The 25,298-nt window shown below is 62.6% G+C and carries 21 protein-coding genes, 1 tRNA gene and 1 pseudogene; 10 read left to right on the plus strand and 13 right to left on the minus strand.

Annotated features, from left to right (window positions below; translation table 11 throughout):
* Nucleotides 1-143 precede the first annotated feature (143 nt).
* From C5J26_RS13775 to C5J26_RS13795, 4 genes are all read left to right on the plus strand, one after another.
* Nucleotides 144-1,094: a carbohydrate ABC transporter permease gene (locus C5J26_RS13775; protein WP_105402271.1), complete on the plus strand. Its 951-nt coding sequence runs from the start codon at nucleotides 144-146 to the stop codon at nucleotides 1,092-1,094.
* A gap of 14 nt (nucleotides 1,095-1,108) precedes the next feature.
* On the plus strand, nucleotides 1,109-1,948 hold the full coding sequence (locus tag C5J26_RS13780; RefSeq protein ID WP_105402272.1) for a carbohydrate ABC transporter permease: 840 nt from the start codon (nucleotides 1,109-1,111) through the stop codon (nucleotides 1,946-1,948).
* Between the two features lie 190 nt (nucleotides 1,949-2,138).
* Nucleotides 2,139-3,200: a Gfo/Idh/MocA family protein gene (locus C5J26_RS13790; protein ID WP_105402274.1), complete on the plus strand. Its 1,062-nt coding sequence runs from the start codon at nucleotides 2,139-2,141 to the stop codon at nucleotides 3,198-3,200.
* 26 nt (nucleotides 3,201-3,226) lie between these two features.
* Nucleotides 3,227-4,228, plus strand: coding sequence for an ABC transporter ATP-binding protein (locus tag C5J26_RS13795; protein ID WP_105402275.1), 1,002 nt, complete (start codon nucleotides 3,227-3,229; stop codon nucleotides 4,226-4,228).
* 61 nt (nucleotides 4,229-4,289) lie between these two features.
* On the opposite strand, the gene C5J26_RS13800 is transcribed toward C5J26_RS13795, so the two are convergent.
* Genes C5J26_RS13800 through C5J26_RS13825 form a run of 6 tightly spaced genes read right to left on the minus strand, consistent with a single transcriptional unit; the run spans nucleotide 4,290 to nucleotide 10,829 of the window.
* The gene (locus C5J26_RS13800; protein ID WP_105402276.1) at nucleotides 4,290-5,189 is read right to left on the minus strand and encodes a carbohydrate kinase family protein; all 900 of its coding nucleotides are present in this window, start codon (nucleotides 5,187-5,189) and stop codon (nucleotides 4,290-4,292) included.
* Nucleotides 5,186-6,226: an ABC transporter ATP-binding protein gene (locus C5J26_RS13805; protein ID WP_105402277.1), complete on the minus strand. Its 1,041-nt coding sequence runs from the start codon at nucleotides 6,224-6,226 to the stop codon at nucleotides 5,186-5,188. The genes C5J26_RS13800 and C5J26_RS13805 overlap by 4 nt, the downstream gene beginning before the upstream one ends.
* Nucleotides 6,226-7,740 (minus strand): argininosuccinate lyase, encoded by a 1,515-nt coding sequence (gene argH / locus C5J26_RS13810; RefSeq protein ID WP_105402278.1) that lies wholly within the window; start codon nucleotides 7,738-7,740, stop codon nucleotides 6,226-6,228. Before argH ends, C5J26_RS13805 begins: the two co-directional genes overlap by 1 nt.
* A 15-nt stretch (nucleotides 7,741-7,755) precedes the next feature.
* Entirely contained in the window at nucleotides 7,756-8,598 is an 843-nt protein-coding gene (locus tag C5J26_RS13815; RefSeq protein ID WP_105402279.1) for a carbohydrate ABC transporter permease, read from the minus strand.
* The gene (locus C5J26_RS13820) at nucleotides 8,595-9,548 is read right to left on the minus strand and encodes a carbohydrate ABC transporter permease (RefSeq protein ID WP_105402280.1); all 954 of its coding nucleotides are present in this window, start codon (nucleotides 9,546-9,548) and stop codon (nucleotides 8,595-8,597) included. The genes C5J26_RS13815 and C5J26_RS13820 overlap by 4 nt, the downstream gene beginning before the upstream one ends.
* A 15-nt stretch (nucleotides 9,549-9,563) precedes the next feature.
* Nucleotides 9,564-10,829 (minus strand): extracellular solute-binding protein, encoded by a 1,266-nt coding sequence (locus C5J26_RS13825; RefSeq protein ID WP_105402281.1) that lies wholly within the window; start codon nucleotides 10,827-10,829, stop codon nucleotides 9,564-9,566.
* Nucleotides 10,830-11,078: 249 nt separating this feature from the next.
* Between C5J26_RS13825 and C5J26_RS13830 the strand changes: the two genes are divergently transcribed.
* Genes C5J26_RS13830 through C5J26_RS13840 form a run of 3 tightly spaced genes read left to right on the plus strand, consistent with a single transcriptional unit; the run spans nucleotide 11,079 to nucleotide 15,626 of the window.
* On the plus strand, nucleotides 11,079-12,305 hold the full coding sequence (locus C5J26_RS13830) for an ROK family protein (protein WP_105402476.1): 1,227 nt from the start codon (nucleotides 11,079-11,081) through the stop codon (nucleotides 12,303-12,305).
* Nucleotides 12,306-12,324: 19 nt separating this feature from the next.
* Nucleotides 12,325-14,727 carry a PIG-L family deacetylase gene (locus C5J26_RS13835; protein ID WP_105402282.1) on the plus strand — a complete coding sequence of 801 codons (2,403 nt, stop codon included), beginning with the start codon at nucleotides 12,325-12,327 and terminating at the stop codon, nucleotides 14,725-14,727.
* Nucleotides 14,724-15,626 carry a DMT family transporter gene (locus tag C5J26_RS13840; protein ID WP_105402283.1) on the plus strand — a complete coding sequence of 301 codons (903 nt, stop codon included), beginning with the start codon at nucleotides 14,724-14,726 and terminating at the stop codon, nucleotides 15,624-15,626. The genes C5J26_RS13835 and C5J26_RS13840 overlap by 4 nt, the downstream gene beginning before the upstream one ends.
* Before the next feature lie 68 nt (nucleotides 15,627-15,694).
* Here the strand turns inward: C5J26_RS13840 and C5J26_RS13845 are convergent.
* Nucleotides 15,695-15,770: transfer RNA gene (locus tag C5J26_RS13845), tRNA-Ala, on the minus strand.
* Nucleotides 15,771-15,937: 167 nt separating this feature from the next.
* On the minus strand, nucleotides 15,938-16,327 hold the full coding sequence (locus C5J26_RS13850; protein ID WP_037080075.1) for a TIGR02300 family protein: 390 nt from the start codon (nucleotides 16,325-16,327) through the stop codon (nucleotides 15,938-15,940).
* A gap of 249 nt (nucleotides 16,328-16,576) precedes the next feature.
* On the opposite strand from C5J26_RS13850, the pseudogene C5J26_RS33090 reads away from it, so the two are divergent.
* From C5J26_RS33090 to rpsA, 3 genes and pseudogenes are all read left to right on the plus strand, one after another.
* A pseudogene (locus C5J26_RS33090) lies at nucleotides 16,577-16,672 on the plus strand (FMN-binding negative transcriptional regulator); the annotation flags it as partial.
* Nucleotides 16,673-16,683: 11 nt separating this feature from the next.
* The gene (gene cmk, locus C5J26_RS13855; RefSeq protein WP_105402477.1) at nucleotides 16,684-17,343 is read left to right on the plus strand and encodes a (d)CMP kinase; all 660 of its coding nucleotides are present in this window, start codon (nucleotides 16,684-16,686) and stop codon (nucleotides 17,341-17,343) included.
* 152 nt (nucleotides 17,344-17,495) lie between these two features.
* A complete protein-coding gene (gene rpsA / locus C5J26_RS13860; protein ID WP_046602871.1) occupies nucleotides 17,496-19,202 on the plus strand; it encodes a 30S ribosomal protein S1 in 1,707 nt (568 codons plus the stop codon).
* Nucleotides 19,203-19,279: 77 nt separating this feature from the next.
* On the opposite strand, the gene C5J26_RS13865 is transcribed toward rpsA, so the two are convergent.
* From C5J26_RS13865 to C5J26_RS13885, 5 genes are all read right to left on the minus strand, one after another.
* The gene (locus tag C5J26_RS13865) at nucleotides 19,280-20,953 is read right to left on the minus strand and encodes a hypothetical protein (RefSeq protein ID WP_172724219.1); all 1,674 of its coding nucleotides are present in this window, start codon (nucleotides 20,951-20,953) and stop codon (nucleotides 19,280-19,282) included.
* Between the two features lie 237 nt (nucleotides 20,954-21,190).
* Nucleotides 21,191-22,222: a hypothetical protein gene (locus C5J26_RS13870; protein ID WP_105402285.1), complete on the minus strand. Its 1,032-nt coding sequence runs from the start codon at nucleotides 22,220-22,222 to the stop codon at nucleotides 21,191-21,193.
* 79 nt (nucleotides 22,223-22,301) lie between these two features.
* Nucleotides 22,302-23,186 carry a DUF817 domain-containing protein gene (locus tag C5J26_RS13875; protein ID WP_105402286.1) on the minus strand — a complete coding sequence of 295 codons (885 nt, stop codon included), beginning with the start codon at nucleotides 23,184-23,186 and terminating at the stop codon, nucleotides 22,302-22,304.
* Nucleotides 23,187-23,200: 14 nt separating this feature from the next.
* A complete protein-coding gene (locus C5J26_RS13880) occupies nucleotides 23,201-23,824 on the minus strand; it encodes a ribonuclease D (RefSeq protein ID WP_046669081.1) in 624 nt (207 codons plus the stop codon).
* Between the two features lie 467 nt (nucleotides 23,825-24,291).
* Entirely contained in the window at nucleotides 24,292-25,281 is a 990-nt protein-coding gene (locus C5J26_RS13885; protein WP_105402478.1) for an Ldh family oxidoreductase, read from the minus strand.
* Nucleotides 25,282-25,298 lie beyond the last annotated feature (17 nt).

Below are 25,298 nucleotides of genomic sequence, written 5' to 3' on the forward strand. Positions count from 1 at the left end.
GAACCGGCTCGTCCTTGCCGAAACGGCGAGGCAGGTTAGTCCCTCCCCGTTGTGGGGAGGGGGTTGGGGAGGGGTCTTTTTGTCTAAGCAAGACCTCCCGTAAGGGAGCATAATTCCTATACAACCCACCGGAACCCAAACCCATGAGCGATACCGAAATTGCCGATATCGAAACGGTTCCGGTGAAACGCGCCACCCGCTGGCATATCGCCGTTTTCCTGGCGCCGGCTTTCCTCGTCTATACGGCGGTGATGATCCTGCCGCTGATCGAGACGCTGCGTCTGTCGCTCTTCAACATCGTCGAGGGCCAGCTTGCCTTCGTCGGCCTCAACAATTTCAAGACCCTGTTCGGCGATCCGCGCCTTTCCGCCGATTTCTGGAACGCGCTCCGCAACAACGTGATCTTCTTCATCATCCACATGCTGGTGCAGAACCCGGTCGGCATCGCGATTGCCGCCATGCTGTCGCTGCCCGGCCTGCGGTTCGCGGCCTTCTACCGTTCGGCGATCTTCGTGCCGACGCTGCTTTCCTTCGTCATCGTCGGTTTCATCTGGAAGCTGATCCTGTCGCCGATCTGGGGCATCGCCCCGAGCCTGATGGATCTGGTCGGGTTGAAGTGGGCCTTCGCGCCCTGGCTCGGCAAGGCCGAAACCGCGCTCATCGCCGTCTCGCTGATCTCCGTCTGGCAATATGTCGGCATTCCGATGATGCTGATCTATGCGGCGCTGCTCAACATCCCCGACGAGGTGCTGGAAGCGGCCGAATGCGACGGCATTACCGGCTGGAGCCAGTTCTGGAAGATCAAGCTGCCGCTGATCCTGCCTTCGATCGGTATCGTCTCGGTCCTGACCTTCGTCGGCAATTTCAACGCCTTCGACCTGGTCTACACGGTGCAGGGTGCGCTTGCCGGCCCCAACGGCTCGACCGACATTCTCGGCACGCTGCTTTACCGCACCTTCTTCGGCTTCCAGAACCAGATGGGAGACCGTTCCATGGGCGCCACCATCGCTGCCGTGATGTTCCTGATCATCCTCGCCGGCGTCGCGCTTTATCTTTTCGTCATCCAGCGGCGCATGCGCCGCTACCAGTTCTGAAGGGAGCGCCAGATATGTCGAAAGCCCGCTCCGCCCCCGTCCGTGCCGCCTTCATCCACTTGGCGCTGATCGCCTATACGCTGGTGGCGCTGTTTCCGGTGTTCCTGACGCTGGTCAATTCGTTCAAGAGCCGCAGCGCGATCTTCAGCGCGCCGATGGCCCTGCCGACACCCTCGACCTTCAGCCTGATCGGTTACCAGACCGTGCTGAGCCAGGGCAATTTCGTCGGTTATTTCCAGAACAGCCTGATCGTCACCGTCGTCTCGATCGCGCTCGTCCTGCTGTTCGGCGCCATGGCCGCCTTCGCGCTGTCCGAATACCGTTTTCGTGGCAACACGCTGATGGGGCTCTATCTCGCGCTCGGCATCATGATCCCGATAAGGTTGGGCACGGTGGCGATCCTGCAGGGCATGGTCGCGGCCGGTCTCGTCAACACGCTGACCTCGCTGATCCTGGTCTACACGGCGCAGGGCCTGCCGCTGGCGATCTTCATCCTGTCGGAATTCATGCGCACCGTCTCCGACGACCTGAAGAGCGCCGGGCGTATCGACGGCCTGTCCGAATATGCGATCTTCTTCCGCCTCGTTCTTCCCCTCGTCAGGCCGGCCATGGCGACGGTCGCGGTCTTCACCATGATCCCGATCTGGAACGACCTCTGGTTCCCGCTGATCCTTGCCCCCGGCGAGGCCACCAAGACGGTGACCTTGGGCGCCCAGATGTTCATCGGCCAGTTCGTCACCAACTGGAATGCGGTGCTCTCGGCCCTGTCGCTGGCCATCCTGCCGGTCATGGTTCTTTACGTCATCTTCTCGCGGCAGTTGATCCGGGGGATTACATCGGGGGCGGTGAAGTGATGGTGTCCGCATGTGAGGATAGGGCGCGCGCCCTCACCCGGCCTCCGCTCCGCTCGGCCACCCTCTCCCCGAGGGGAGAGGAGGGAATAGCCACGTCGCGGCATATCCTCTTCTCCCCAGCGGGGAGAAGGTGCCGGCAGGCGGATGAGGGGGCGACCCGGCACGCTGTCTCAAACAAGGAGACAAACACATGAATTCCACCCGCCCCGTCCGCGTCCTCGTCGCCGGCCTCGGCAACATGGGCAGGAGCCACGCGCTCGCCTATCACGACAATCCGGGCTTCGAGATCGTCGGCCTCGTCAACCGCTCGCGGCGCGACCTGCCGGCCGGGCTCGAAGCCTATCCGATGTTCTCCGATTTCGAGCAGGCGCTGAGCGAGACCAAGCCGGATCTCTGCTCGATCAACACCTATTCCGATACCCATGCCGACTATGCGGTCATGGCCTTCGAGGCCGGCTGCGACGTGTTCGTGGAAAAGCCGCTGGCGACCACGGTCGCCGATGCCGAGCGGGTCGTCGCGGCAGCGAAGAAGCACGGCCGTAAACTCGTGGTCGGTTATATCCTCCGCCACCATCCCTCCTGGATGCGGCTGATCGCCGAAGCACGAAAGCTTGGGCCGCCCTACGTCTTCCGCATGAACCTCAACCAGCAGTCTTCGGGGCCTAAGTGGGACGTCCACAAGGCCCTGATGCAGACCACACCGCCGATCGTCGATTGCGGCGTGCATTATGTCGATGTCTGGTGCCAGATCACCGACGCGAAAGCCGTCGAAGTCCGTGGCATGGGCCTGCGCATGACAGACGAGGTCGCGCCGGACATGTACAATTACGGCCACATGCAGGTTCTGTTTGAGGACGGCTCGGTCGGCTGGTACGAGGCCGGCTGGGGGCCGATGATGTCGGAAATGGCCTTCTTCGTGAAGGACGTGATGTCGCCGAAGGGGTCGGTGTCTATTCTCGTCGATGCCAAGGCGAAGTCCGACGACATCGATACCCACACCAAGACCTCGGTCATCCGGGTCCATTCGGCAGAGACCGGCCCGGACGGCCAGTTCGTCCGCCGCGACGAGGACCTCGCCATGACCGGCGAGCCGGATCATCAAAAACTCTGCGATCTCGAACAGGCCTATGTGCTGAAAGCGATCCGCGAAGATATCGATCTAACCCGGCACATGGACGATGCCGTCCAGTCGCTGCGCATCTGCCTTGCGGCGGACGAAAGCGTGCGCACCGGCGCACCCGTCCGCCTCTAAAAGTCCGGTTTGTAAGGAAAACGCCCTTGGGTTCGCTTCAACTGAAATCCATCCGCAAGGCCTTCGGTCCTCACGAGGTACTGAAGGGCATCGATCTCGAGGTCCAGGACGGCGAGTTCGTGATCTTCGTCGGTCCCTCCGGCTGCGGCAAGTCCACGCTGCTCAGGGTCATCGCCGGCCTTGAAGATGCGACCAGCGGCAGCGTCAGGATCGATGGTGCGGAAGTCATCAATACACCGCCCGCCAAGCGCGGCATCGCCATGGTGTTCCAGTCCTACGCGCTTTATCCGCACCTGACGGTCAAGGACAATATGGGCCTTGGCCTCAAGCAGGCCGGCACCGAAAAGGCAGAGATCGACACCCGCGTCGCCAAGGCGTCCGGCATGCTGTCGCTCGACCCCTATCTCGCCCGCCGCCCGGCGGAGCTTTCCGGCGGCCAGCGCCAGCGCGTCGCGATCGGCCGCGCCATCGTGCGTGAGCCGAAACTCTTCCTGTTCGACGAACCGCTCTCGAACCTCGATGCCGCCTTGCGCGTCCAGACCCGCCTGGAGATCGCCGGCCTGCACCGGCGGCTCAAGGCGACGATGATCTACGTCACCCATGATCAGGTCGAGGCGATGACGCTCGCCGACAAGATCGTCGTGCTGAATGCCGGCGCGATCGAGCAGGTCGGCTCACCGATGGAGCTTTACAACAAGCCGGCTAACGTCTTCGTCGCAGGTTTCATCGGCTCGCCGCAGATGAATTTCATCGCTGCCGAAAAGCTCGGCCAAACGGGCGCCAAGACGATCGGCGTCCGCCCCGAACACATTGCCCTTTCCCGCGAAAGCGGCGACTGGAAGGGCAAGGTCATCCATGTCGAACATCTCGGTGCCGACACGATCGTCTACCTGGAAACAGAAGCGACCGGCCTTCTGACCGTCCGCCTGTTCGGCGAACATGCCTATGCGCCCGACGACGTGGTGTTCGCGACGCCGGACAGGGCGAGCCTGCACCGGTTCGACGCCAACGACCGCGCCATCGTCTGAAGGGCTTCATTCATTCCGCAATTTCGGACGGAAAGCCGCTGCGCACTTTTCCTGGAATTGCTTAATCGCCGCTCGCGAGCAGCTTGGCGCCGCCGGCGGCCTGGACGGCGCGGCTGCCGAACCGGATGCCTGCCTTGAGGCAGGCTTCATCCGACGCCTCGTTCAGCCAGGCATCGATAAAGCCGGCATTGAAGGCGTCGCCGGCCCCGGTCGTGTCGATCACCGGCACGGTCTCCGCCGGCGCATGCAGCATCCGGCCGTTCGACATCGCCCAGGCGCCCTTCGCGCCTCCCTTCAGGAGGACCAGCGGAAAGGCCGGCGACAGTTTTGCAAGCGCGGCTTCCGGATCGGCCGAACCGGTGATTGCTTCCGCCTCTTCCAGGTTGGGAAGGAAGAGATCGACGCCCTCGCAGGCCCGCAGCAGGCCGCGGTCATAGATCAGCGTTGCGTCCCAGCTCGGATCGAGCGACACGGTCAGGCCCTTTTCCTTGGCGCGGGAAACGAGGTCGGGGATCTCGTGCAGCGTCGCATATTCGGCGATATGCAGGTGGCGGGCTTCCTCCCAGTCGAGCGCCGCGTCGAGCGTGGCGGGCAGGGCAGGCCCTGCGCGGCGGGTGAGGAAGGCACGGTCCTGGCCGACGACGGCCGCGACCGTCACCTGCGGTCCGGCATCTTGCGCGTGTTCGATGAAGCGCAGGTCGACGCCGCTGTCGCGGATCTGCTCTTCGACCCCGGCCGACAGCGAATCCGTGCCGAGCCGCGCGGCAAGCGCTACCTTGCGGCCGGCATGGGCAAGGTGGGCGGCCGCGATGAAGGCGCCGCCGCCAGCCGCGATCTCCATGCCGCTGGCATAAATCTCGCGCCCGAGCACCGGCAGGTGGCCGAGGCCCGTGAAAATCAGGTCGCAATAGATCCGCCCGATGCTGAGCACCGCGGATCTTTTCTCTGCATGCGTCATCATGAACGGCCCAGAAATCTCTCTGTGCTGGCATCGAAGAGGTAGAGGTCGCCGAGAGCGGCTTCGCAGGTGAGCGTGCTTCCGACGGTCGGCACGAATTTTTCGCGCACGGTGGCGATGATCGATGTGTCGGCCACGTCCAGATGCACCAGCGTTTCCGGGCCCAACGGCTCGACGGCCGAGACCGTTCCGGTCACCGTGAAGCCGCTGCCGCCGGTAACTGTCGCATGGGCAATCAGGTCATGCGGGCGCACGCCGATCAGGATATCGCCGACAGGCGCCATTACCGCACCCGAAGCGGTGCGACGGCCACGCACGAGGTTCATCGACGGGCTGCCGATGAAGCGGGCGGTGAACACGTCGACCGGGCTGTCATAAAGTTCCGAAGGCGTGCCGACCTGCAGGATCACGCCGTCCTTCATCACCACGATCCGGTCGGCCATGGTCATGGCCTCGATCTGATCGTGGGTAACGTAGACAGTCGTGGTCTTCAGCTTTTGATGCAGCCGCTTGATCTCGATGCGCATTTGCGCACGAAGCTGGGCGTCGAGGTTGGAAAGGGGCTCGTCGAACAGGAAGGCGGAGGGGTCGCGCACCATGGCGCGGCCGATCGCGACACGCTGGCGCTGGCCGCCGGAAAGTGCTGCCGGCCGGCGGTCGAGCAGGGCTTCGAGGCCGAGGATCTTGCCGGCTTCCTCGATCCGCTTGTCCTTCTCGGCCTTGTCGAGCTTTGAAGTATATAGCCCGAAACCGATGTTCTGGCGCACGGTCATATGCGGATAGATCGCATAGTTCTGGAAGACCATGGCGATATTGCGCTGCTTCGGCTCGCGCTCGTTGACGACTTCCGAGCCGATCTTCAGCGTGCCGTCGGAAATTTCCTCGAGGCCTGCGATCATCCTGAGCGTCGTCGACTTGCCGCAGCCCGAGGGGCCGACGAAGACGACGAATTCGCCATCGGCGATCTGTAGATCAATGCCCTTGACGACCTCGACCTTGCCGTAGCGCTTCACCAGTTTTTCAAGTTCGATCGTCGCCATCAGCGGGCTCCCGTCAGGGCGGTGAATTTCTGGTTCAGCTCAGTGGCTGCCTTCGCCTCATGGTCCGCAGCCTTTTTGGCTTCGGCTTCGAAGGCGGCCAGCTTGTCGCGATAGGCAGCGATTGCGGCCTGCATCGGCCCAGGGGCGGGGCCGCCGAAACGGGCGCGCACGGCGACGAAATGTTCGGGCGAAACGATCTCCTTGAACTTCTGGAGGTCGACGGAAGGCTTGCGGCCAGCGGAATGCTCGAAGGCCTTGAGGAAGGGCTCATAGCCGTCATTGGGCAGATCGCCCTTGGACGCCACGACGCTCTTTGCCGTCGCTGCGGCAATCTCGTGCGCCTCGCGGAACGACAGGCCTTCGATGCGAACGAGCGAGTCGGCAAGTTCGGTAATGGTGATGCAGGACCGGCGGATATTCTGGTCGACGCGCTCCGGATCGATGCTGATCTGGCTGATCAGGGCGGCCAGCAGGTCGAGCACGCGGGAGGCGGAGGCGAAGGCCTCGTAGCCCATGCCCTGCGTTTCGCCCTCGCTGTCGTTCATGTCGGTGAAGGGCGTGTTGTGCATCACGTCGAGCACGGTGCGGGCGCGGCCCATCGTCTGGCTGGCGAGATGGCGTAGATGTTCGATCGGCACCGGATTGCGCTTCTGCGGCATGATCGAGGAGATCTGCACCAGCGCGTTCGGCACGTAGATCTGCCCGACTTCGAAGCTCGTCCAGAACTGGAAGTCCTGGATCAGGCGGCCGAGATGCAGGAACATCAGCTCGATCGCCGAATAGGTGGAGGTCGTGTAGTCGACCGCGGCGATGCAGGAATAGGAATTGCGCAGTGGCGCGGAAAAACCGAGCAGCTCGGCGACCCTGGCGCGGTCGATCGGGAAACCGGACGTGGTGATCGCGGCAGCCCCCATCGGCGACAGGTCGACGATTTTCCGAGCCTCGGCGAAACGCTCGATGTCGCGGACAAGCACTTCGATCGCAGCCGAGAGATAGTGCCCGAACGTGGTCGGCTGGGCCGGCTGGCCGTGTGTGTAGGCAACGATCAGCGTCGCCTTCTCGCGCTCGGCGGCATCGACCATCGCGGCGAGCAATTTGCGGGCCTTACCCATCAGCGCGTCGATCTTGTCCTTCAGGCCGAGCTTGAAGAGCGTGTGGTCGATGTCGTTACGCGACCGGGCGGTATGCAGGCGTCCGGCAATATCGACGCCGATGCGGGCCTTCAGCTCCTTCTCGATCAGGAAGAAGAAGTCCTCGACCTCGCCGGTATAAACGAGCGTCGACGGATCGATTTCCGTGTCGATCGCCTCCAACGCGCCAGCGATCTTGGACGCGATTTCCCTGTCGAGAATGCCGGTCTCGACGAGCATGACGAGATGCGCGCGGTCGATCCTGCGGAAACCGTCGACGTGGTGGCTCTTGGCGCCGTCGAAGAGCGGCCGGAGCACGGTTTCCTTGTAGACTGGATCGGGGAACGTGCTGGTGTCGGAAAGGCGCGGGTTGATGTCCGCCATGGTTTTATCCTTGCATTATCCCTTTAGGCCCGCCAGCATCACACCGCGGACGATGTAGCGCTGCAGGACGAGGAAGACGAGAAGGGTGGGAAGGGTGGCGATCGCAGCCCCCGTCATGATCATTTCCCACTGGATGGACTGCTCGACCGCGAAGCTCGAAAGCCCGACCGGCAGCGTATAGAGTTCCTTGCTGGTGGTGACGATCAGCGGCCAGAAGAACGCCGTCCAATTGCCGAGGAAGGTGAAGATCGCAAGTGCCGAAAGCGCCGGCGTCACCAGCGGCAGGGCCACTTTCCACCAGATCTGGAATTCGTTGAGCCCGTCGACGCGCGCCGCTTCGATGAAGTCGTTCGGCACGGTTTCGAAGAACTGCTTCATCAGAAAGGTTCCGAAGGCCGTCATCATGCCGGGGAACATGATGCCCCAGTAGCTGTCCAGCCAGCCGAGCTGGCTCGACATCAGGTACCACGGGATGACCAGCATCTCGGTCGGGATCATCAGCGTTGAGAGGATTGCGAGGAAGATGAAATAACGGCCGCGGAACTCGAACTTGGCAAGCGTATAGCCGACAAGACTGTCGAAGAAGCAGTTCGACACGGTGACGATGACCGCGATCAGCGTCGAGTTGAAAAACCAGCGCATGAACCGCCCGTCGGCGAGCACCGCGATATAGTTCGCAAGCGTCGGCGCCGCGGGAATGAGGCGCAGGTCGTAGATCTGGTCGGCCGTCTTCAGCGATGTCGAGAACATGAAGGCGAGCGGCGAGACCATGATCAGGCCGCCGATGAACAGCACCGTCCAGGTGACGATCAGGCCGGGGCGAACCTTGCCGTGGCTGAGGCGAGTGGCTTCGCTCATTTCTTTTCCCTCAGGATCCAGAGCTGCAGCAATGAGACGAACAGCAGGATGGTGAACAGCACCACCGTCTGCGCCGCGGCGTAACCCATCGCATAGGAGTTGAAGGCGGTCTGGTAGATCATCAGAACCAGCGGCTTGGTCGATCCGAGCGGTCCGCCGGGATCGTTGGTGGTCATGTTGTAGACCTGGTCGAAGATGCGCAGGAAGCCGATCGAGGAGAACACCACGAGGAAGACGGTGGTGGGTTTGAGGAGCGGCAGCGTGATCTTGCGTAGGATCGCCCATTCGCCCAGCCCGTCGATGCGCGCGGCTTCGTAGAACGTGCCCGGAATGGCGCGCAGGCCGGCCATGAAGATGATGATCTGGAAGCCGAGGCCCGCCCAGATCGCCGTCACCATGATCGAGAACAGCGCCTGGTCGGTCGAGCGGATGAAGGGCTGCTGCGGAATGCCGAGCATGCCGAACACGTCGTTGATGATGCCGATCGGCGGCGGCTGGTAGAACCAGCGCCAGACCCAGGCCATGGCCGCGGCGGTGGTCAGGAACGGCAGGAAATACAGCGCCCGGATGAAACTGTGCATGAAGCGGACGCGATCGAGAAAGAAGGCGATCGTGAAGGCGACAATAAGGCTGATCGGCGTGCCGACGATCAGGTAAGTGAACGTGTTCTTGAACACCTTCCAGAACTGCGGGTCCTTGAAGAGCTTGATATAGTTGGCGAACCCGATGAACTTCGCCGGCCGCAGCAGGTCCCAGTTGGTGAACGACAGGTAGAAGGCCTGGAACGTCGGATAAAAGCGGATGATCGCGTAGAAGAGGATCGGCAGGGCAAGGAAACTCCAGACCCAGACGAGGCGTCGCGTCCGCATGGAAAAGCGGTCGCCAAAGGATGTCCCTTGGGATCCGCCGGGGCGGCCGGACGCCGCCCCCTGCTGTTCAATCGCTGCCATGACCGGCTCCGGACCTTACGGCTTGGCCGCGTCGATGATTTCCTGCTCGGCTGCGGCCGCCTGCTTGATCGAGTCCTCGACGGACTGACCCTGCAGCAGCACGCGGTTTGCCATGTCGATGGCGTTCTGGCGCTGGGCCTGCTCATCCATGAACAGGGTGGTGTGCGCGTATTCCAGGCCCTTCAGGAACGGTGCGTAGATCGGGTCCTTCAGGTTGGCCTCGGTCAGCGCCGCAGAGCGGAGCGCCGGCAATTCGCCGACGGTCTTCAGCCAGATCTCCATGGCGGCCGGAGAGGTGATGTAGGCCAGGAACTTCTTGGACGCTTCGAGCTCCTCGCCCTTCGCCTTGGCGCTGATGCCGTTGGCGAAATAGCTGGCATAGTTGGAGCGAACGCCTTGTGCATTGGCCGGCAGTTCGGTCACGCCCCATTCGAAGTCCTTGATGCTCTTGAAGGCGCCGAGGCGGAAGGTGCCGTCGATGGTCATGCCGGCCTTGCCGCCGCGGAAGGCCGCCTGGCCTTCGTCCATGAAGCCGGCTGCGCCGATCTTCTTTTCGAGCTGCAGGCTGGTGTAGAACTTCAGGGCCTTGACGCCCGCTTCGCTGTTATAGGCGACCTTCTGGTCGTTGTCGGTATAGGGAACGCCGCCGAACTGGCGGATCAGCACTTCACGCCACCACTGGTGGTCCTGGCCGCCCATGTCGAGCGTCGAACCTTCGACGAGGAGGTTACCCGAAGCGTCGCGCTTGGCGATCTTCTGGGCGGCGGCGACATATTCGTCGAGCGTCTTCGGCGGGCTGTTCGGGTCGAGGCCGGCCTCGGTGAAGAGCTTCTTGTTGTAGAACAGGGCGAGCGAGCGCACGGCGGTCGGCAGGCCGTAATAATCGTCGCCACGCTTCATCGCCTTGACGATCGGGAAGAACTCGCTTTCGATCTTGGCATGCGGGAAGGCATCCTTCGGCAGCGGGGCGAGAAGGCCGCCGGCGACGAACTTGTCGAGCCAGCCGTAGAACAGCTGCATCACGTCGGGACCGTTGCCGGCCATGTTGGCGGCGATCACGCGCGTCTGGTAGTCGGCATAGGGGAAGGTGACCTGCTTGACCGTGATGCCCGGATTGGCCTTCTGGAACTCGGTGATGAGCTGGTCCATCGCCTTCACACGCGTCTCGAAGACATACTGCCAGTATTCGATTTCGACCGCCTGCGCGGCATTGAATGCGAATGTGCTGAAACCGGCGACGAGACCGGCGAACAAAGTTGCCTTGCGCATGTGAGCCTCCATTTGCCCCGCCGGGTGCTCCGGTCTTGGGGACTGATTGTTCCCTGCATTCGGATGCGACCGCAGCCCGACGCGTTTATTGGTTTCCGGGGAGGCGAACCTCCCTTTGACGTGCTGCGGCGCTTTGCCCCAGCCCTCCCCTTACGGTTTCCTGAGTGAGGTCTTTTGTCAATAAGATAATTTACTTGAATTATTCTATTGCCGGATGCAGTTTCCCGGCGTTATGAATTCTGCCAACCGAAGGTGGGCGAAATGACCATACACACGATCGGCACACACCCGGTGGCTATCGGCAAGAACCCTGAACGTAGCCGCGAACACAACCGCCGCGTCGTGCTGGATGTGGTGCGCCGCCACGGTTCGCTCGGCCGCGCCCATATCGCCAAGCTCACCCATCTGACGCCCCAGGCCGTCGCCAACATCGTCGATGACCTGGCGGGCGAGGGGCTGCTGATGGAAATGGGCCGGCTGAAATCCGGCCGCGGTCAGCCGCCCATCCAGTTTGCGGTCAATCCCGAGGGCGGCGCCACCATCGGCGTCGAGATCGCTGCCGACCATATGGTGACGGTGGCGCTCGATCTGTCCGGCGGGCTCAGGGCAAAGCGCATCACGCCGCTCAAGGATACGACTCCCGGGCACATTCTCCCCGCTTTCGCAGCCGAGCTTGCCGCGGTCACGGAACTGGTCGGCGCAAAGCTGCTCGGCACCGGCGTCGTCATGCCCGGTCCGTTCGAGATCGACGGCATGACCTCGGTCGGCCCGACGACGCTGCCGGGCTGGGCAGGCCTTGACGCCGCCCAGGCGCTCAGTGAAGCCTGCGGCCATGCGGTGATCGTCGAAAACGACGCGACGGCGGCGGCCGTCGGCGAGCGGCTGTTCGGCGCGGGCCTGGCGATCTCCAATTTCTGCATGATCTATTTCGGCGTCGGTATCGGCCTCGGCATCATCCAGGACGGCGCGCCCTATCGCGGCGCCTTCGGCAATGCCGGCGAAATCGGCCATGTCACCGTCGTGCCGAAGGGCAGGCCCTGTCCCTCCTGCGGCCAGCTCGGCTGCCTGGAAGGTTATGTGTCCGCCTATGTGCTGAAGGAAAAGCTGAGCTGCGTCGGTATTTCCGACACCGAGTTTTCCGATCTCGAGATGCTGCACGCCGATCGCCACCCGGTCGTCGAGGAGTGGATCGACGAGGCCGCCACCTATCTCGGCCCGATGGTCGCCATGCTCGAAAACATCCTCGATCCGCAAACCGTCATTCTCGGCGGTGCGTTGCCGGATGCGATCATCGAGGACATCGTCACCCGCATGGGCAACCTGCCGACCTCGGTCGCAAGCCGCAGGCAGCGCGATCTGCCGCGCGTCCTGCGCGGCCAGACGGGACAACTGACGGCGGCGCTCGGCGCAGCCGCCCTTCCGCTTTTCGACATGGTGACGCCCAAGCTTGAAACCTCGCTTGCCGCGCTTGCCGATATTCCCGCATGACATATTGAGGAGAGTTTTCATGCTGACCGCCCGCGAACGCATCGAACGGCAGATGGCCGATCCCTCGCTCGTCCGGCTCCACCGCAAGCTTTCGCGGCTGAAGTCGACGGTCACGATGATGAACACCGGGGCCCACCCCGACGACGAGCAGAACGGTATGCTCGCCTGGTTCCGCCTCGGCCTCGGCATGCGCGTCATCATCGCCTGCTCGACACGCGGCGAGGGGGGACAGAACGCGCTCGGCCCCGAACGTCTCGGCCCGCTCGGCGTGATCCGCTCCCGCGAGCTGGAAGAGGCCGCCCGCGCGATCGACGGCGATGTCTCCTGGCTCGGCCACGGTCCGACCGATCCGGTCCATGATTTCGGTTTTTCAAAAGATGGCGACGCCACCTTCACCCGCTGGGGTGAGGCCCGCACGGTGGAAAGGCTGGTGCGCGCCTATCGCATGGAACGGCCCGATATCGTCATTCCGACCTTCCTCGACGTGCCCGGCCAGCATGGCCATCACCGGGCCATGACCCGTGCCGCCGAGACCGCGATCACACTCGCCGCCGATCCCAATGCATACCCCGAACATTTCACCGAGGGCCTGAAGCCCTGGAAGGTCGCCAAGTATTACCTGCCGGCCTGGTCCGGCGGCGGCGATACCTATGACGACGAAGTGCCGCCGCCGGACACCACGGTGACGGTTGTGGCCGAGGGCCGCGATCCGGCCACCGGCGCGGACTATGATCGGATCGGCGAATGGTCGCGTTATTATCATGCCTCCCAGGGCATGGGTCACTGGCCGAAGCGTCCGGAGAAGGACTGGCAGCTGCACCTGAAGCTCTCCGCCGCCGGCCCGAAGGCCGAGCAGTCGGTGCTCGAGGACCTGCCGGCATCGCTGACCGAACTTGCCGCATTCGCCGGCCTGCCCGCCAATGCGGCGGAAGCCCTGCGCTCTGCGGATGCCGCCATTGCAGTGGCATCAGCGGCGTTCCCCGACCGCGACGCAATCATCAGGGCGCTGACCGAGGCCGCCGGCTGGCTGAACATTGCCGCCTCCTCCGCATCGGAAGAGTTCGCGACTTTGCACGGCCACCGCATCGCCCGCAAACGGACGGAAGTCGATGCCGCGATCCTGGATGCGGCCGCGATCTTCGAGCGCGCCTATGCCGATCCCTCCGCCATCTCTCCCGGCGGTGCTGCGACACTCACCGTCGAGCTCGGCGAAGGCGCTTCGAGCCACAAGGTCGATATTCTCCCGATTCTGCCGGCCGGCGTCTCGTCATCTGTTCAGTCGCTCGCCCATGACCGCGTATTCGCGCTGACCGCGACGTCGGACGCAGCGCTTTCCGGCCTCTATCTGCCCGGCTGGTCGGCGCTCGGCGGCAACGGCCATGCGCATGTAAAAATCTCGGCCGAGATCGCCGGACGCACCGTCTCCGGCACGTTTGATCTCGAAGAGCCGTTTGCGGTGACGCTCGCCCAGTCGTTGATCCTGTTGCCGGATGCGCTGCTCGTACCTCTCGGCACCAAGCAGACGGAATGGCCGATCAAGGCCAATGTCTCCGGTACCAATGCGCCGGTTTCCTTCAAGACACCCGCTGGCTGGGTGATGAAAAAGACCGACGGCGGCTGGATCGCCTCTCCGACCGATGCGGCCAAACCCGGTCTCGTCGAACTCGAACCGCAGATCGACGGCCACCCGGCCTTCCAGGTCACGCCAATCGCCTACCGGCATATCGGCCGCACCAGTTTCCGCGCCCCCGCCGCGCTAAAGATCCTGTCGGTCGACGTGAAACTGCCGGAAGGCGCGCGTGTCGGTTATGTCGGCGGCGGCGGCGATCGTGTCGGCATGTGGCTTGCCCGCATGGGCCTCGATGTCACCGAACTGGACGCTCAGGCGTTGTCCGGCGATCTGTCGCGCTTCACCACCATCGTCGTCGGCATCTTCGCCTTCGGTATCCGCAAGGATCTTGCCGTCGCAACCGAGCGCCTGCATCGCTTCGTGGAGGAGGGCGGCCATCTCGTGACCCTGTATCACCGGCCGACGGATGGCTGGGATCCGAACGAGACCCCGGTCCGCCGCATCGAGATAGGCTCGCCGTCGCTGCGCTGGCGGGTTACCGATCCGAGGGCCGAAGTCACCGTGCTTGCGCCGGACCATGTTCTGCTCAAGGGACCGAACACAATCGGCCCGGAAGACTGGCAGGGATGGGACAAGGAACGCGGCCTCTATTTCGTCTCCCGCTGGGATGACGCCTATGAGCCGCTTCTGGCCATGCACGATGCCAACGAACAGCCGCTCAAGGGCGCGCTGATCTCCGGAGCGATTGGCAAGGGCCGCCATACCCATACCAGCCTCGTGCTGCATCACCAGCTCGACAAGCTCGTTCCCGGTGCCTTCCGGCTGATGGCGAACCTCGTGCAGCCGGCGTGAGCACGGAGGCAGTCCCCGAAACGGACCGGGAGCGGGCTTCGAACGCCCGCACCGGCATCGGCTGGCTGCTTCTCGACATGACGCTGGTCTCCGGCGGCATGACGGCGCTGGTGAAGGCGCAAGGGGCGACTTATCCGGCCTTCCAGCTCGTCTTCATCCGGGCGATGATCGGGCTCCTGTTCATCCTGCCGCTGATCTGGCGGCATCGCGCCGAGATGCGTCGGGTCAAACATCCGTGGCGCAACATTTTTCGCATTTCCTGCAATGCGGTGGCGCTGACCAGTAATTTTCTCGCCATCACCATGCTGCCGCTCGCCACGGTCAACGCGGTTGGCTTTTCCCGGCCGCTGATCACCATGGCCATGGCGGTCGCGATGCTCGGCGAGACGGTGAGCCGCATTCGCTGGCTCGGCGCCGGCCTCGCCTTCATCGGCGTGCTGATCGTCATGGCGCCCGGCACCTCGAGCTTCGATATCGAGGTTCTGGTCGTCCTGGTTTCGGTGGTCTTCGGATCGCTGGCGATTATCCAGACGCGGGCGCTGAAGGACGAAAACACCACCGTGATGATGGTCTTCTACACGGTCGGCCTCGCGGTCATCACCGCCGTGCCGGCCGTCTTCACCTGGAAACCGGTCATGCCCTTCGACTGGATCCCGCTTCTCGGCATCGGCTTCCTCGCCCAGCTCGGCCAATATTGCTTCCTGCGCGCCTACCGGATCGCCGATGCCAGCGTGCTCGCGCCCGTCGGCTATCTCTCGATCGTCTTCGTGACGGTCACCGGCTACGTCTTCTTCGACGAGGTGCCCGAAGTGAGGGTGGTGATCGGCGTGTTGATCATCCTGGCAGCGCTCCAGGGCACCGCCTGGCTCGATCGGCGTCGCAGCCGTGCCCGACTTTGATGGCGATATCGCGCAAACGCCGAGCAGGCATCCCGGCCGATCGATCTTTATATGTCTCGAAGGAAATTTGGTGGAGCTAAGCGGGATCGAACCGCTGACCTCTTGCATGCCATGCAAGCGCTCTCCCAGCTGAGCTATAGCCCCATCAGGGTGGTCCGGTATTTGCCGGTCCTGGGAAACTCCGCCGGGCGCCTGTAAGGCTGCTCCGTTGGAGTGGCGGCTTATTACTTCCGGTTTACGGAGAGTGCAAGCCGTATTTTGTGTGCCCGGCAATTTTTATTGAATTGCCGGGCCTTAACTTGGATATCGGATCAGACTTCGTCGTCGTCGCCGGTCACGCCGATGATGCCCGACATGTCGTCATCGTCTTCATCTTCGTCTGCTTCCAGGAAGGTATCGTCGTCGTCATCGCCGATATCGACATCGTCGTCATCGCCGATATCCGGGATGTCGTCGCCGCTGGCCGCTTCGTCGCCCTCTTCGAGCGAGACGAGTTCGACTTCCGGATTTTCGGTATCGACTTCCTGGACGTCTTCTTCCTCGGCCTGTTCCATCTTCTTGGCGGCGCTGTGCTCCTCGAAGAAGGACAGCGGCCAGGATTTGCCGGAATAGGGGGAAACGACCGGATCTCGGTTCAGGTCGTAGAATTTTTTGCCGGTATCGGGGTCGGTTCGCTTGGTTCCGAGTTCCGCTTTTGCCACAGTCAGAGCCTCATGGGATGGCCGAATAGTTCGGCGCGCCGCTTGTATCGCGGCTTTATAGGGTGAAAATCTAAGCCGGTCCCCATAAAGCCTGCGCTCTTTGATGTCAAAGACAAACTTTTCATGGACCGCATAAGAGCGAAAGCGGTGACCGGTCGAAGGCTTTATGTTAGTCACGACGAGAAATTTCCGCCGCAAGGGGCCGGCCTCGCCGTCTCCCCGCTCGGGACTGATAAGAGGTTGAAAAACATGTACCAGCCGACGCATTTTCGCGAAGAGGATCTCGGAACTCAGCATGCGCTGATCCGAGCCCATCTGCTCGGTCTGATGGTCACATCCGGGGCGATGCGGGAAGCATGAGTTTGACGTCCAACCCTGCAATCGTCATCGCCATCGACGGTCCCGCAGCCGCCGGCAAGGGCACACTGTCGCGGCTGATCGCCGACGCCTATGGTTTTCATCATCTCGATACCGGGCTGACCTATCGCGCCACCGCCAAGGCGCTGCTCGATGCAGGCCTGCCGCTCGATGACGAGGAGGTCGCCGGGAAGATGGCGCGTGAGGTCGAACTCGCCGGGCTCGATCGTGAAATATTGTCCGCCCATGCGATCGGCGAGGCGGCCTCGAAAATCGCGGTCATGCCGTCGGTCCGCCGGGCTCTGGTGGAGGCGCAGCGTGCCTTTTCCCTGAGGCGGCCGGGAACGGTGCTCGACGGGCGCGATATCGGCACGGTCGTCTGTCCCGATGCGCCGGTGAAGCTTTATGTCACCGCGTCGGCTGATGTGAGGGCCAGGCGCCGTTACGACGAGATCGTCGGCAAGGGCGGCGAGGCGGATTACGGTGCGATCTTCTCAGACGTGAAGAAACGCGACGAACGCGACATGGGCCGGTCCGACAGCCCTCTGAAACCCGCCGACGATGCGCACTTGCTTGATACCTCGGAAATGAGTATAGAGGCCGCGTTTCTGGCAGCGAAGACCATCATCGACGCCGCCCTGAAGAGACAATCGAGTTAGAATAGCGAATTAGAATAGCCCGAGGTTCGGTCCCCGCGCCGGATTGCCTCCCCCGGATAATTCCGATGAGGGAGGCGGACCTGACCCTTGGGCATGTGCAACACGAACCACCGGCGCTGTATGGGCCCGTATAGGGCACCTCAGGAGATTTCATGGCAGTATCTAACCCCACGCGGGAGGACTTCGCAGCCCTCCTCGAAGAATCCTTCGCCACCAACGATCTGGCTGAAGGCTACGTCACCAAGGGTCGCGTCACCGCGATCGAAAAGGACATGGCAGTCGTTGACGTCGGCCTCAAGGTCGAAGGCCGCATCGCGCTCAAGGAATTCGGCGCCAAGGGCAAGGACGGTTCGCTGAAGGTCGGCGACGAAGTCGAAGTTTACGTCGAGCGCATCGAAAACGCGCTGGGCGAAGCAGTTCTGTCGCGCGAGAAGGCCCGCCGCGAAGAGAGCTGGGTCAAGCTCGAACTCAAGTTCGAAGCTGGCGAGCGCGTTGAAGGCGTTATCTTCAACCAGGTCAAGGGTGGCTTCACCGTCGATCTCGACGGCGCCGTTGCCTTCCTGCCGCGTTCGCAGGTCGACATCCGTCCGATCCGCGACGTCACACCGCTCATGCACAACCCGCAGCCCTTCGAAATCCTCAAGATGGACAAGCGTCGCGGCAACATCGTGGTTTCGCGCCGCACGGTTCTCGAAGAGTCCCGCGCCGAGCAGCGTTCTGAAATCGTTCAGAACCTCGAAGAAGGCCAGGTTGTTGACGGCGTCGTCAAGAACATCACCGATTACGGTGCGTTCGTTGACCTCGGCGGCATCGACGGCCTGCTGCACGTCACCGACATGGCATGGCGCCGTGTGAACCATCCGTCGGAAATCCTGTCCATCGGCCAGCAGGTCAAGGTACAGATCATCCGCATCAACCAGGAAACCCACCGCATCTCGCTCGGCATGAAGCAGCTCGAGTCGGATCCGTGGGATGGCATTGCCGCCAAGTATCCGGTCGGCAAGAAGATTTCCGGTACCGTCACGAACATCACCGACTACGGTGCGTTCGTCGAGCTGGAGCCGGGCATCGAAGGCCTCATCCACATTTCCGAAATGTCCTGGACCAAGAAGAACGTTCATCCCGGCAAGATCCTGTCCACGACGCAGGACGTTGACGTGGTCGTTCTCGAAGTCGATCCGTCCAAGCGCCGTATCTCGCTTGGCCTGAAGCAGACGCTCGAAAATCCGTGGCAGGCATTTGCCTACTCGCATCCGGCCGGCACTGAAGTCGAAGGCGAAGTCAAGAACAAGACCGAATTCGGCCTGTTCATCGGCCTCGAAGGCGATGTTGACGGCATGGTCCACCTCTCCGACCTCGACTGGAACCGTCCGGGCGAACAGGTCATCGAGGAGTTCAACAAGGGCGACGTCGTCAAGGCTGTCGTTCTCGATGTGGACGTCGACAAGGAGCGCATCTCGCTCGGCATCAAGCAGCTCGGCAAGGACTCGGTCGGTGAAGCCGCCGCTTCCGGCGAACTGCGCAAGAATGCCGTCGTCTCGTGCGAAGTCATCGCCGTCAACGACGGTGGTGTAGAGGTTCGTCTCGTCAACCACGAAGACATCACCTCGTTCATCCGCCGCAACGACCTGGCACGCGATCGTGACGATCAGCGTCCGGAGCGTTTCTCGGTTGGTCAGGTCTTCGATGCCCGCGTCGTCAACTTCTCCAAGAAGGACCGCAAGGTCATGCTGTCGATCAAGGCTCTCGAGATCGCAGAAGAGAAGGAAGCAGTTGCTCAGTTCGGTTCGTCCGACAGCGGCGCTTCGCTCGGCGACATCCTCGGTGCGGCTCTGAAGAACCGCGGCAGCAACGAGTAATCGAAGCTTCTCTGAGAATCAAAAACCGCCGGATGCAAGTCCGGCGGTTTTTTCATGCGCAGTTTTTGGGATCGAATTTACGTCCAGCCGGCCATGCGCCAGTAGAGGTCGTTGGCCCGGTCGGCATCTTCGACCGCTTCCTTCGAAGCGTCGTCGCCCTCGTCGTCCTGGGCGGGGTCGTCGTCCGGGTGTTCTTCGCCGAACGCCTGCTCGCCGGCCGAATGCTGCTGTTCGCCGTCTTCGTCGGTCTCCGAAATCGCCTTGGTCTTGCGCTCCTCGGGGTCCCGCTCGCGCTCTTCCGGCGGATAGGCGACGTAGGGCAGGGCAACGCCTTCGCGAAAGGCATGCGGCATGGCGATCGGGAGAGCGAGCTGTTCGGCGAGTTCCGTCGCGGCCGTGGCCTGGCTGCTTGCGTTTGCGGAGGGACCGGTCGTGCTGCCCGTTGAACCGGTGCTTGCCGGTTCGTCGGTGGTCGGCGGCACGGATTTCGCCGCGGCGGCACTCGCTGTCTCGTTCGTCTGGATGGCGGATTTTCCGAAAAGCTCCTTGTCGGTCAGTTGCTGCAGCGCCTGCTGTTCCGGCAATTGCCTTGCCGCGACCGGCAGGCCGTCGAGAAGTTCGCTGGTGGCCTCGGCAAGCACTTCCGCGAGCCATACGGTCGTCGCCCCGTTCGCCATCTTCTCTGCGCTCGGTGCGCGAGCGCCGTTTTGCTGTTCGAGGCCGCGTTGGGAAAGCCGGGCCAGGGCCGGACCGTCGTAAAAGACGGGTTGAGACATGCGTCGATCGCCGGCGGCGGCGCTTGCGGTTTGCCGGCCGTCTTCCGGGCGCGCCGGGGATGGGGTCTCCGCTGTCTCATCGGCCCGGGTGGCTGCAATTTCCGGCGTCCCGCTCTCCGGGAACTCGGCCGCTTCCTGCGCGGATACCGACACGGATGCCGTCTCGAGATCGTTCTCGGCGCTCATCTGAGATGTGTTGTTGTCGGTTAGCGTCGGCAGGGCCTCGGCTTCCGCCGAAAGCATGGTCGGATCTGGCGTGGGGCCGGAAGTCGCCGTCGAAACATGTGGTGAATCCGGATCCAGGGTAGCTGTATCTGCGGCCATAGCCTCGGGCGACGCTCCGTCGGTCGCAGGTTCCTCGCCGGGCTGCGCGGCTTGGCCCTCGGCCTCTGGTGTGGGCACGGGCGCGGGCACCGAAGCCTGGCTGGGTGCTGACGGCACAGCATTCGCCGGCTGCGGCAAAGTCGGCACCTGTTCCGCCCCGGCATTCTGGCGATAGGAGCTGACGACGGCCTTTGCCACGAGGTCGCGCTCGAGCAGCTGCGCGGTCTCCAGCTGTATGGCGACGCGGGCAGCTTCGGGACCTGCCGGATTGTTGAGGATTTCGGTGAGCAGGCGCAGCGAAATGCCCTTGACGAGCTGGTTGAGCGTGCGCTCGAGGGCAGCCTTTTCGGCCGGGTTCATCGCCTTGACCGCCTCGGAAAGGCGTTGGGCATAATCCGCCAATGCCTCGCCTTCTCGGCGTGGGACCTTGATCAGCCTGCCGATGGTTTCGGCGAAGATGGAAAAACCCTGGGCAAGCTGGAGCTGCGCCGAAAGCGAAAGGATATCCAGCCGGCCTGCCGACATCGGCGAGGAACCGATCAACCCGCTGTTCGCCACGGTATTGGCCATGTCGATCCGCTGGCGCAGCATCGGTTGTTGCGACGGTGTCTGATAGTCGACGAATGAACTGGTACGAACCGGGGGCAGCATCGTCCGCTCCAATGTCTGATAGAGACGATAGGACAGCTCGGCTGAACGGGTTCTTGTCTTTTCGCAACGAGCGGCGTTGCGACCGGAACGCCTCATGGCGTCGCCAGTGCCGATACACAGATATGACTGTGGGGCAAAAAGGTTAACAACTCGCTAACGGATTCCACCTTTCGCTGACAGCTCAGCGAAAATGATCCATTCCGATGCAGATGAGGGGGACTGGAGGTTATTGCAATGTCACGCAGCCAACTTCTTCTTCAACAATTCATAGATGCCGATCTCATCCACATGCACCGGCACGATGTCGGCATAGGGCTTTTCGGCGTTCTCGGCTGCGAGCTCCTCGATCGCTTTCGCCGCCATTTCATTGGTCGGCGCTTCGTTTTCCGCCAGCACGGCGTCGGAGGCTTCGTCCTTGCTGGAGCTATCGTCGGAAACGAGGCTGTCGGCAGCGTCGCCGGTATCGGAACCGGCGACCTGTTCGGCGGCTGCGGCAAACAGGGCCAGTAGCGCTGTATCGTCCACGGATGCCGTGTCGGCAGCCGGTTCGGCATTCGCCTTGTCGTTCTTCTTTTCGATGACGTCCTGGATTTTCTGGACGTCTTCGAGTTTCCTGCCGGCTTCGGCCGCCTCGATGTCGGCCTGGCGCTCGGCGCGCGTTTCGGCATCTTCGACACGGGTGGGATCGTAGCCCTGCGGGCCGAGCTTCAGCTCTTCGAGCGTCTTCGGATCGGCGACATCCTCGAGCCGTTGCACGACGCGCTGGACTTCCGTGTCGAGCTTGCCGCCATTGGCCTTCCGGTTGAGGCCGTCCATCAGTCGCTGGTTGTCGTCGCCGTAAGGGTTCTTGATCGCCGAGAGCAGCGTGTCCATCGAGATGCCGATGTCTTCGAGGCCGAGATCTTCGACGAGTTCGCCGATCTTGTCCGGCATCATCTCTTTCAGCGCGTCCTCCAGCGCTCTTCCGAGCTTGTAGGACGAGCGCGCTTCGTCGGTATCGATGCCGAGCTTGGCAGCCAGGCGGTCGACGAGTTCGATCTTCAGCTCATTGGGGTCTGTCTTGGTGACGCCGAAAAGGGCGGTGGTAATCTTGTCGCGCGCCCGCCGGGCGTCTTCGCTGGCGCTGATACGAGCTTCGGTAACCGGGTCGCTCTTCTTGCCGGTCCGCTGTTCTTCGTCCTTCTTGCGCTGCTCCTCGATGCTGTCGAGCATCGACTGCATCATGTTGGTCGCGGCAAGCCCATAAGTCTGCTGGGTAGGAAGCAACATGGCCCGAAATCCGGTCTCGTCGAGAGGTATACCGCGGGCAAAATTAGATTCGAACAATTAACGGAGCGTTACCGGACAACTAGAGGTTATACCGCTCTTTCTCAGATTCGGGTGGTCGCGGCTTCACCACCAGCGTCACCAGCACAAAGCTCACATAGAGAAGCAGATACCAGGACCCGAGCTTGCCGAACGATACGACGTGCCAAGTCTTCTGTGTCGGATAGATCCAAGTGCCCGTCAGCGTTCCGATATTCTCGGCAAGCCACAGGAAGGTCGAGGAGAGAAACGCTGCAAGCACCAGCGGCATCCGCAAAGTTGTCTTGTCGGTGGTGAAATGGATGTTCACCCGCCAGAACACGATCACGGTCGCCGCAAACAGAAGATACCGGATGTCCGGCAGAAAATGATGGCTGAAGAAATTGGCGTAAATGGCGATTGCCAGAAAGCCGGTCTGCCACATTGGCGGATAGTGGCTGAAGCGCATGTCGAAGATGCGGATCGTGCGGGCCATGAAGGAGCCGACCGCGGCATACATAAAGCCGGAAAACAATGGCACGCCACCGATCTGAAGAAGTGATGTTTCCGGATAGGCCCATGACCCCATACGGACCTTGAATATTTCCATCACGGTTCCTGTGACGTGGTAGACGAGAATAACTCTGGCTTCGTCCCAGCTTTCCATCCTGAAGCGCAGGAATAAGATCTGGATTGTCAGGGCAGCGAGGAAGAGGAAATCGTAGCGATGGACCGGCCAGCCCGGTTGCCAGATGACTTTGGTGACGAGCAGCAGCGCCAGCATGGTCGCTGCGAACAGGCAGGCCCAGGCCTGTTTCAGCCCGAACAGGAGGAATTCTGAAAGCCACCATGGAAGCGGCGCCAGTGCCCCACGAATAAGAAGTCGCAGCGGCTCGAGATAAGGCCCCGTCTCGTGGGCCGCCGGACGTTCGCGATAGCCTTGATCCATCCGCCGTCAGCCCGTCAGCTATGGGCGAAGATATCGGCCTCTTCCCAGCCCAGCAGGTCCAACTTCGCCCGCGTCGGCAGGAATTCGAAACAGGCCTGGGCGAGTTCGGCACGCCTGTCGCGCACCAGGCGGTAGGTCAGCTTGTCGCGGAGCGCATGCAGGTGCAGCACGTCGGAGGCCGCGTACTCCAGCTGCGCCGGCGAAAGGACCTCGGCTGCCCAGTCGGATTGCTGCTGCGCCTTGGAAACGTCGACATCCAGCATTTCCTTTAGATTGTCCTTCAGTCCGTGCCGGTCCGTGTAGGTGCGGGTCAGCCGCGAGGCGATCTTGGTGCAGAACACCGGCGTCGTGGTCACGCCGAACGTATGGAAGAGAACGGCGATATCGAAGCGGCCGTAGTGGAAGATCTTCTGGCGGGTCGGATCGGCAAGCATGGCGACGAGGTTTGGAGCCTCGTTCTGCCCGGCAGCGATGCGGATCACGTCGGCGGAACCGTCCCCGGGCGAAAGCTGCACGACGCAAAGCCGGTCGCGGCGGGGCACGAGGCCGAGGGTTTCCGTATCGATGGCGATCGCCCCCGTATAACGCGCCGCATCCGCTGCCGGAATATCGCCCTCGTGATACCTAATCTCTGCCATGTCCGTCTCCGTCCGTCTGTCTGTCGCGAATTCGCTATAAACCACGTTTTTCCCGAGCGATATGGTGATCTTAAGGGCGCGGCGCAGCAGGGGTCGAAAAAGCGTACTGAGCGATCTGGCCGGCCTCGGGCATTTGCTCAGCTCTGCATTCAGCGCATTGCTGCATTGCGGCAGGGTGGGTTGGCGTGATTAAACGATTAGCCTATATCTTTGGTCATCGAGCGACGCACTCCTCCTCCCAGTGTTGCTCGATACGGATCGACGACATCCTCCTCCTCCCAGTTGTCGATCAAGTTTAAAGCCTGGCGCACCCTCCTCCCGCGCCAGGCTTTTTCCGTTTCTGGAGCAGGCTTTCTCCTTCAAAACATTGTCTTTTGCGCAGCCGCCGCCGAGCTCTTCCTGCTGGTGGTGCTCGGCATCGGTCTCGGTTCCTGACCGGCCTTGCCGCCGGCAGCAGCGCTCCGGGCCTAGACCAGCGCCTCGATTGCCGAAATTACCTCGTCCTCGACATCAAGCCCCTGCTCGATCGTCCTCCGGCGCGCGTTCTGGCCGCGCCGTCCGGGCAGGCGCACACCTTCTTCGGAAACCATCTCGTGGGCGAGTTCGGCGATCCGCTCGGCAGCCGAAGCCGTGCTTGCGGAAGGATCGATGACAACAAGCGTCTGACCGACCGAGGGCGGCGGGCCTTTCTCGTCCATGAACGAGCTTGCCTCGTAGGAGAAGTTCGAGCCGGTGAGGCCCGCCGAGAGGATTTCCACCATCAACGCCAGCGCCGCACCCTTTGCACCGCCGGAGGGCGCCATCAGGCCCTTGTGGGCCGCGTGCGGATCGGTGGTCGGCTTGCCGTCGGCGTCGAAGGCCCAGCCTTCCGGAATGCTTTCGCCCTTCTGGCGCGCCGCCATGATCTTGCCGGCGGCGACGGTCGAAAGCGCGAGATCGATGACCAACGGCTCCTCGCCGGAGACCGGTGTCGCAAAGGCGATCGGATTGGTGCCGAACAGCCGCTTCCTGCCGCCCCAGGCGGCCATGGAGGCCGGCGCATTGGCAAACATCAGCGCCACGAGCCCCTGCTCGGCAAACCGCTCCACGGTCAGCGCCATGACGCCCGCATGGTGGGAGCGATGGATGGCGCCAAGCGCGATACCCTGTTCACGGGCGATTTTCGGAAGCTCGGCGACTGCGATATCGAAGGCCGGGTAGGCGTAACCGAGCGCCGCATCGACGACAAGCACGGCCGGGCGCGGCCGGATAGCAATGGGTCTCGCCTGGCCATCGACCTTGCCGGTGCGTGCCTGGCCGATATAGGCGGGAACGCGGCGCAGGCCATGACCGTACTGCCCGGCAGCTTCCGCATGCACGAGCGCATGGGCGACGGATCGGGCGGTCTCGGCAAGAACGCCATTGGCTTCGAAAACGCTCTGTACCAGCGTTTCGGCTTCATTCAGACTAATATGCATGCAGGAGATCCAGGTGA

Origin of the sequence: Neorhizobium sp. T7_12 (assembly GCF_002968535.1) — a bacterium.
GTDB classification, from domain to species: domain Bacteria; phylum Pseudomonadota; class Alphaproteobacteria; order Rhizobiales; family Rhizobiaceae; genus Neorhizobium; species Neorhizobium tomejilense.

What these genes read in the sequence shown, in the direction of transcription:
- C5J26_RS13830 (WP_105402476.1), top strand. Translation starts at nt 11,079, where the DNA reads ATGACCATACACACGATCGGCACACACCCGGTGGCTATCGGCAAGAAC.
- C5J26_RS13820 (WP_105402280.1), bottom strand. Translation starts at nt 9,548, where the DNA reads ATGGCAGCGATTGAACAGCAGGGGGCGGCGTCCGGCCGCCCCGGCGGA.
- rpsA (WP_046602871.1), top strand. Translation starts at nt 17,496, where the DNA reads ATGGCAGTATCTAACCCCACGCGGGAGGACTTCGCAGCCCTCCTCGAA.
- C5J26_RS13835 (WP_105402282.1), top strand. Translation starts at nt 12,325, where the DNA reads ATGCTGACCGCCCGCGAACGCATCGAACGGCAGATGGCCGATCCCTCG.
- C5J26_RS13800 (WP_105402276.1), bottom strand. Translation starts at nt 5,189, where the DNA reads ATGATGACGCATGCAGAGAAAAGATCCGCGGTGCTCAGCATCGGGCGG.
- C5J26_RS13775 (WP_105402271.1), top strand. Translation starts at nt 144, where the DNA reads ATGAGCGATACCGAAATTGCCGATATCGAAACGGTTCCGGTGAAACGC.
- C5J26_RS13880 (WP_046669081.1), bottom strand. Translation starts at nt 23,824, where the DNA reads ATGGCAGAGATTAGGTATCACGAGGGCGATATTCCGGCAGCGGATGCG.
- C5J26_RS13780 (WP_105402272.1), top strand. Translation starts at nt 1,109, where the DNA reads ATGTCGAAAGCCCGCTCCGCCCCCGTCCGTGCCGCCTTCATCCACTTG.
- C5J26_RS13875 (WP_105402286.1), bottom strand. Translation starts at nt 23,186, where the DNA reads ATGGATCAAGGCTATCGCGAACGTCCGGCGGCCCACGAGACGGGGCCT.
- C5J26_RS13825 (WP_105402281.1), bottom strand. Translation starts at nt 10,829, where the DNA reads ATGGAGGCTCACATGCGCAAGGCAACTTTGTTCGCCGGTCTCGTCGCC.
- C5J26_RS13815 (WP_105402279.1), bottom strand. Translation starts at nt 8,598, where the DNA reads ATGAGCGAAGCCACTCGCCTCAGCCACGGCAAGGTTCGCCCCGGCCTG.
- cmk (WP_105402477.1), top strand. Translation starts at nt 16,684, where the DNA reads ATGAGTTTGACGTCCAACCCTGCAATCGTCATCGCCATCGACGGTCCC.
- C5J26_RS13870 (WP_105402285.1), bottom strand. Translation starts at nt 22,222, where the DNA reads ATGTTGCTTCCTACCCAGCAGACTTATGGGCTTGCCGCGACCAACATG.
- C5J26_RS13865 (WP_172724219.1), bottom strand. Translation starts at nt 20,953, where the DNA reads ATGCTGCCCCCGGTTCGTACCAGTTCATTCGTCGACTATCAGACACCG.
- C5J26_RS13805 (WP_105402277.1), bottom strand. Translation starts at nt 6,226, where the DNA reads ATGGCGACGATCGAACTTGAAAAACTGGTGAAGCGCTACGGCAAGGTC.
- argH (WP_105402278.1), bottom strand. Translation starts at nt 7,740, where the DNA reads ATGGCGGACATCAACCCGCGCCTTTCCGACACCAGCACGTTCCCCGAT.
- C5J26_RS13790 (WP_105402274.1), top strand. Translation starts at nt 2,139, where the DNA reads ATGAATTCCACCCGCCCCGTCCGCGTCCTCGTCGCCGGCCTCGGCAAC.
- C5J26_RS13885 (WP_105402478.1), bottom strand. Translation starts at nt 25,281, where the DNA reads ATGCATATTAGTCTGAATGAAGCCGAAACGCTGGTACAGAGCGTTTTC.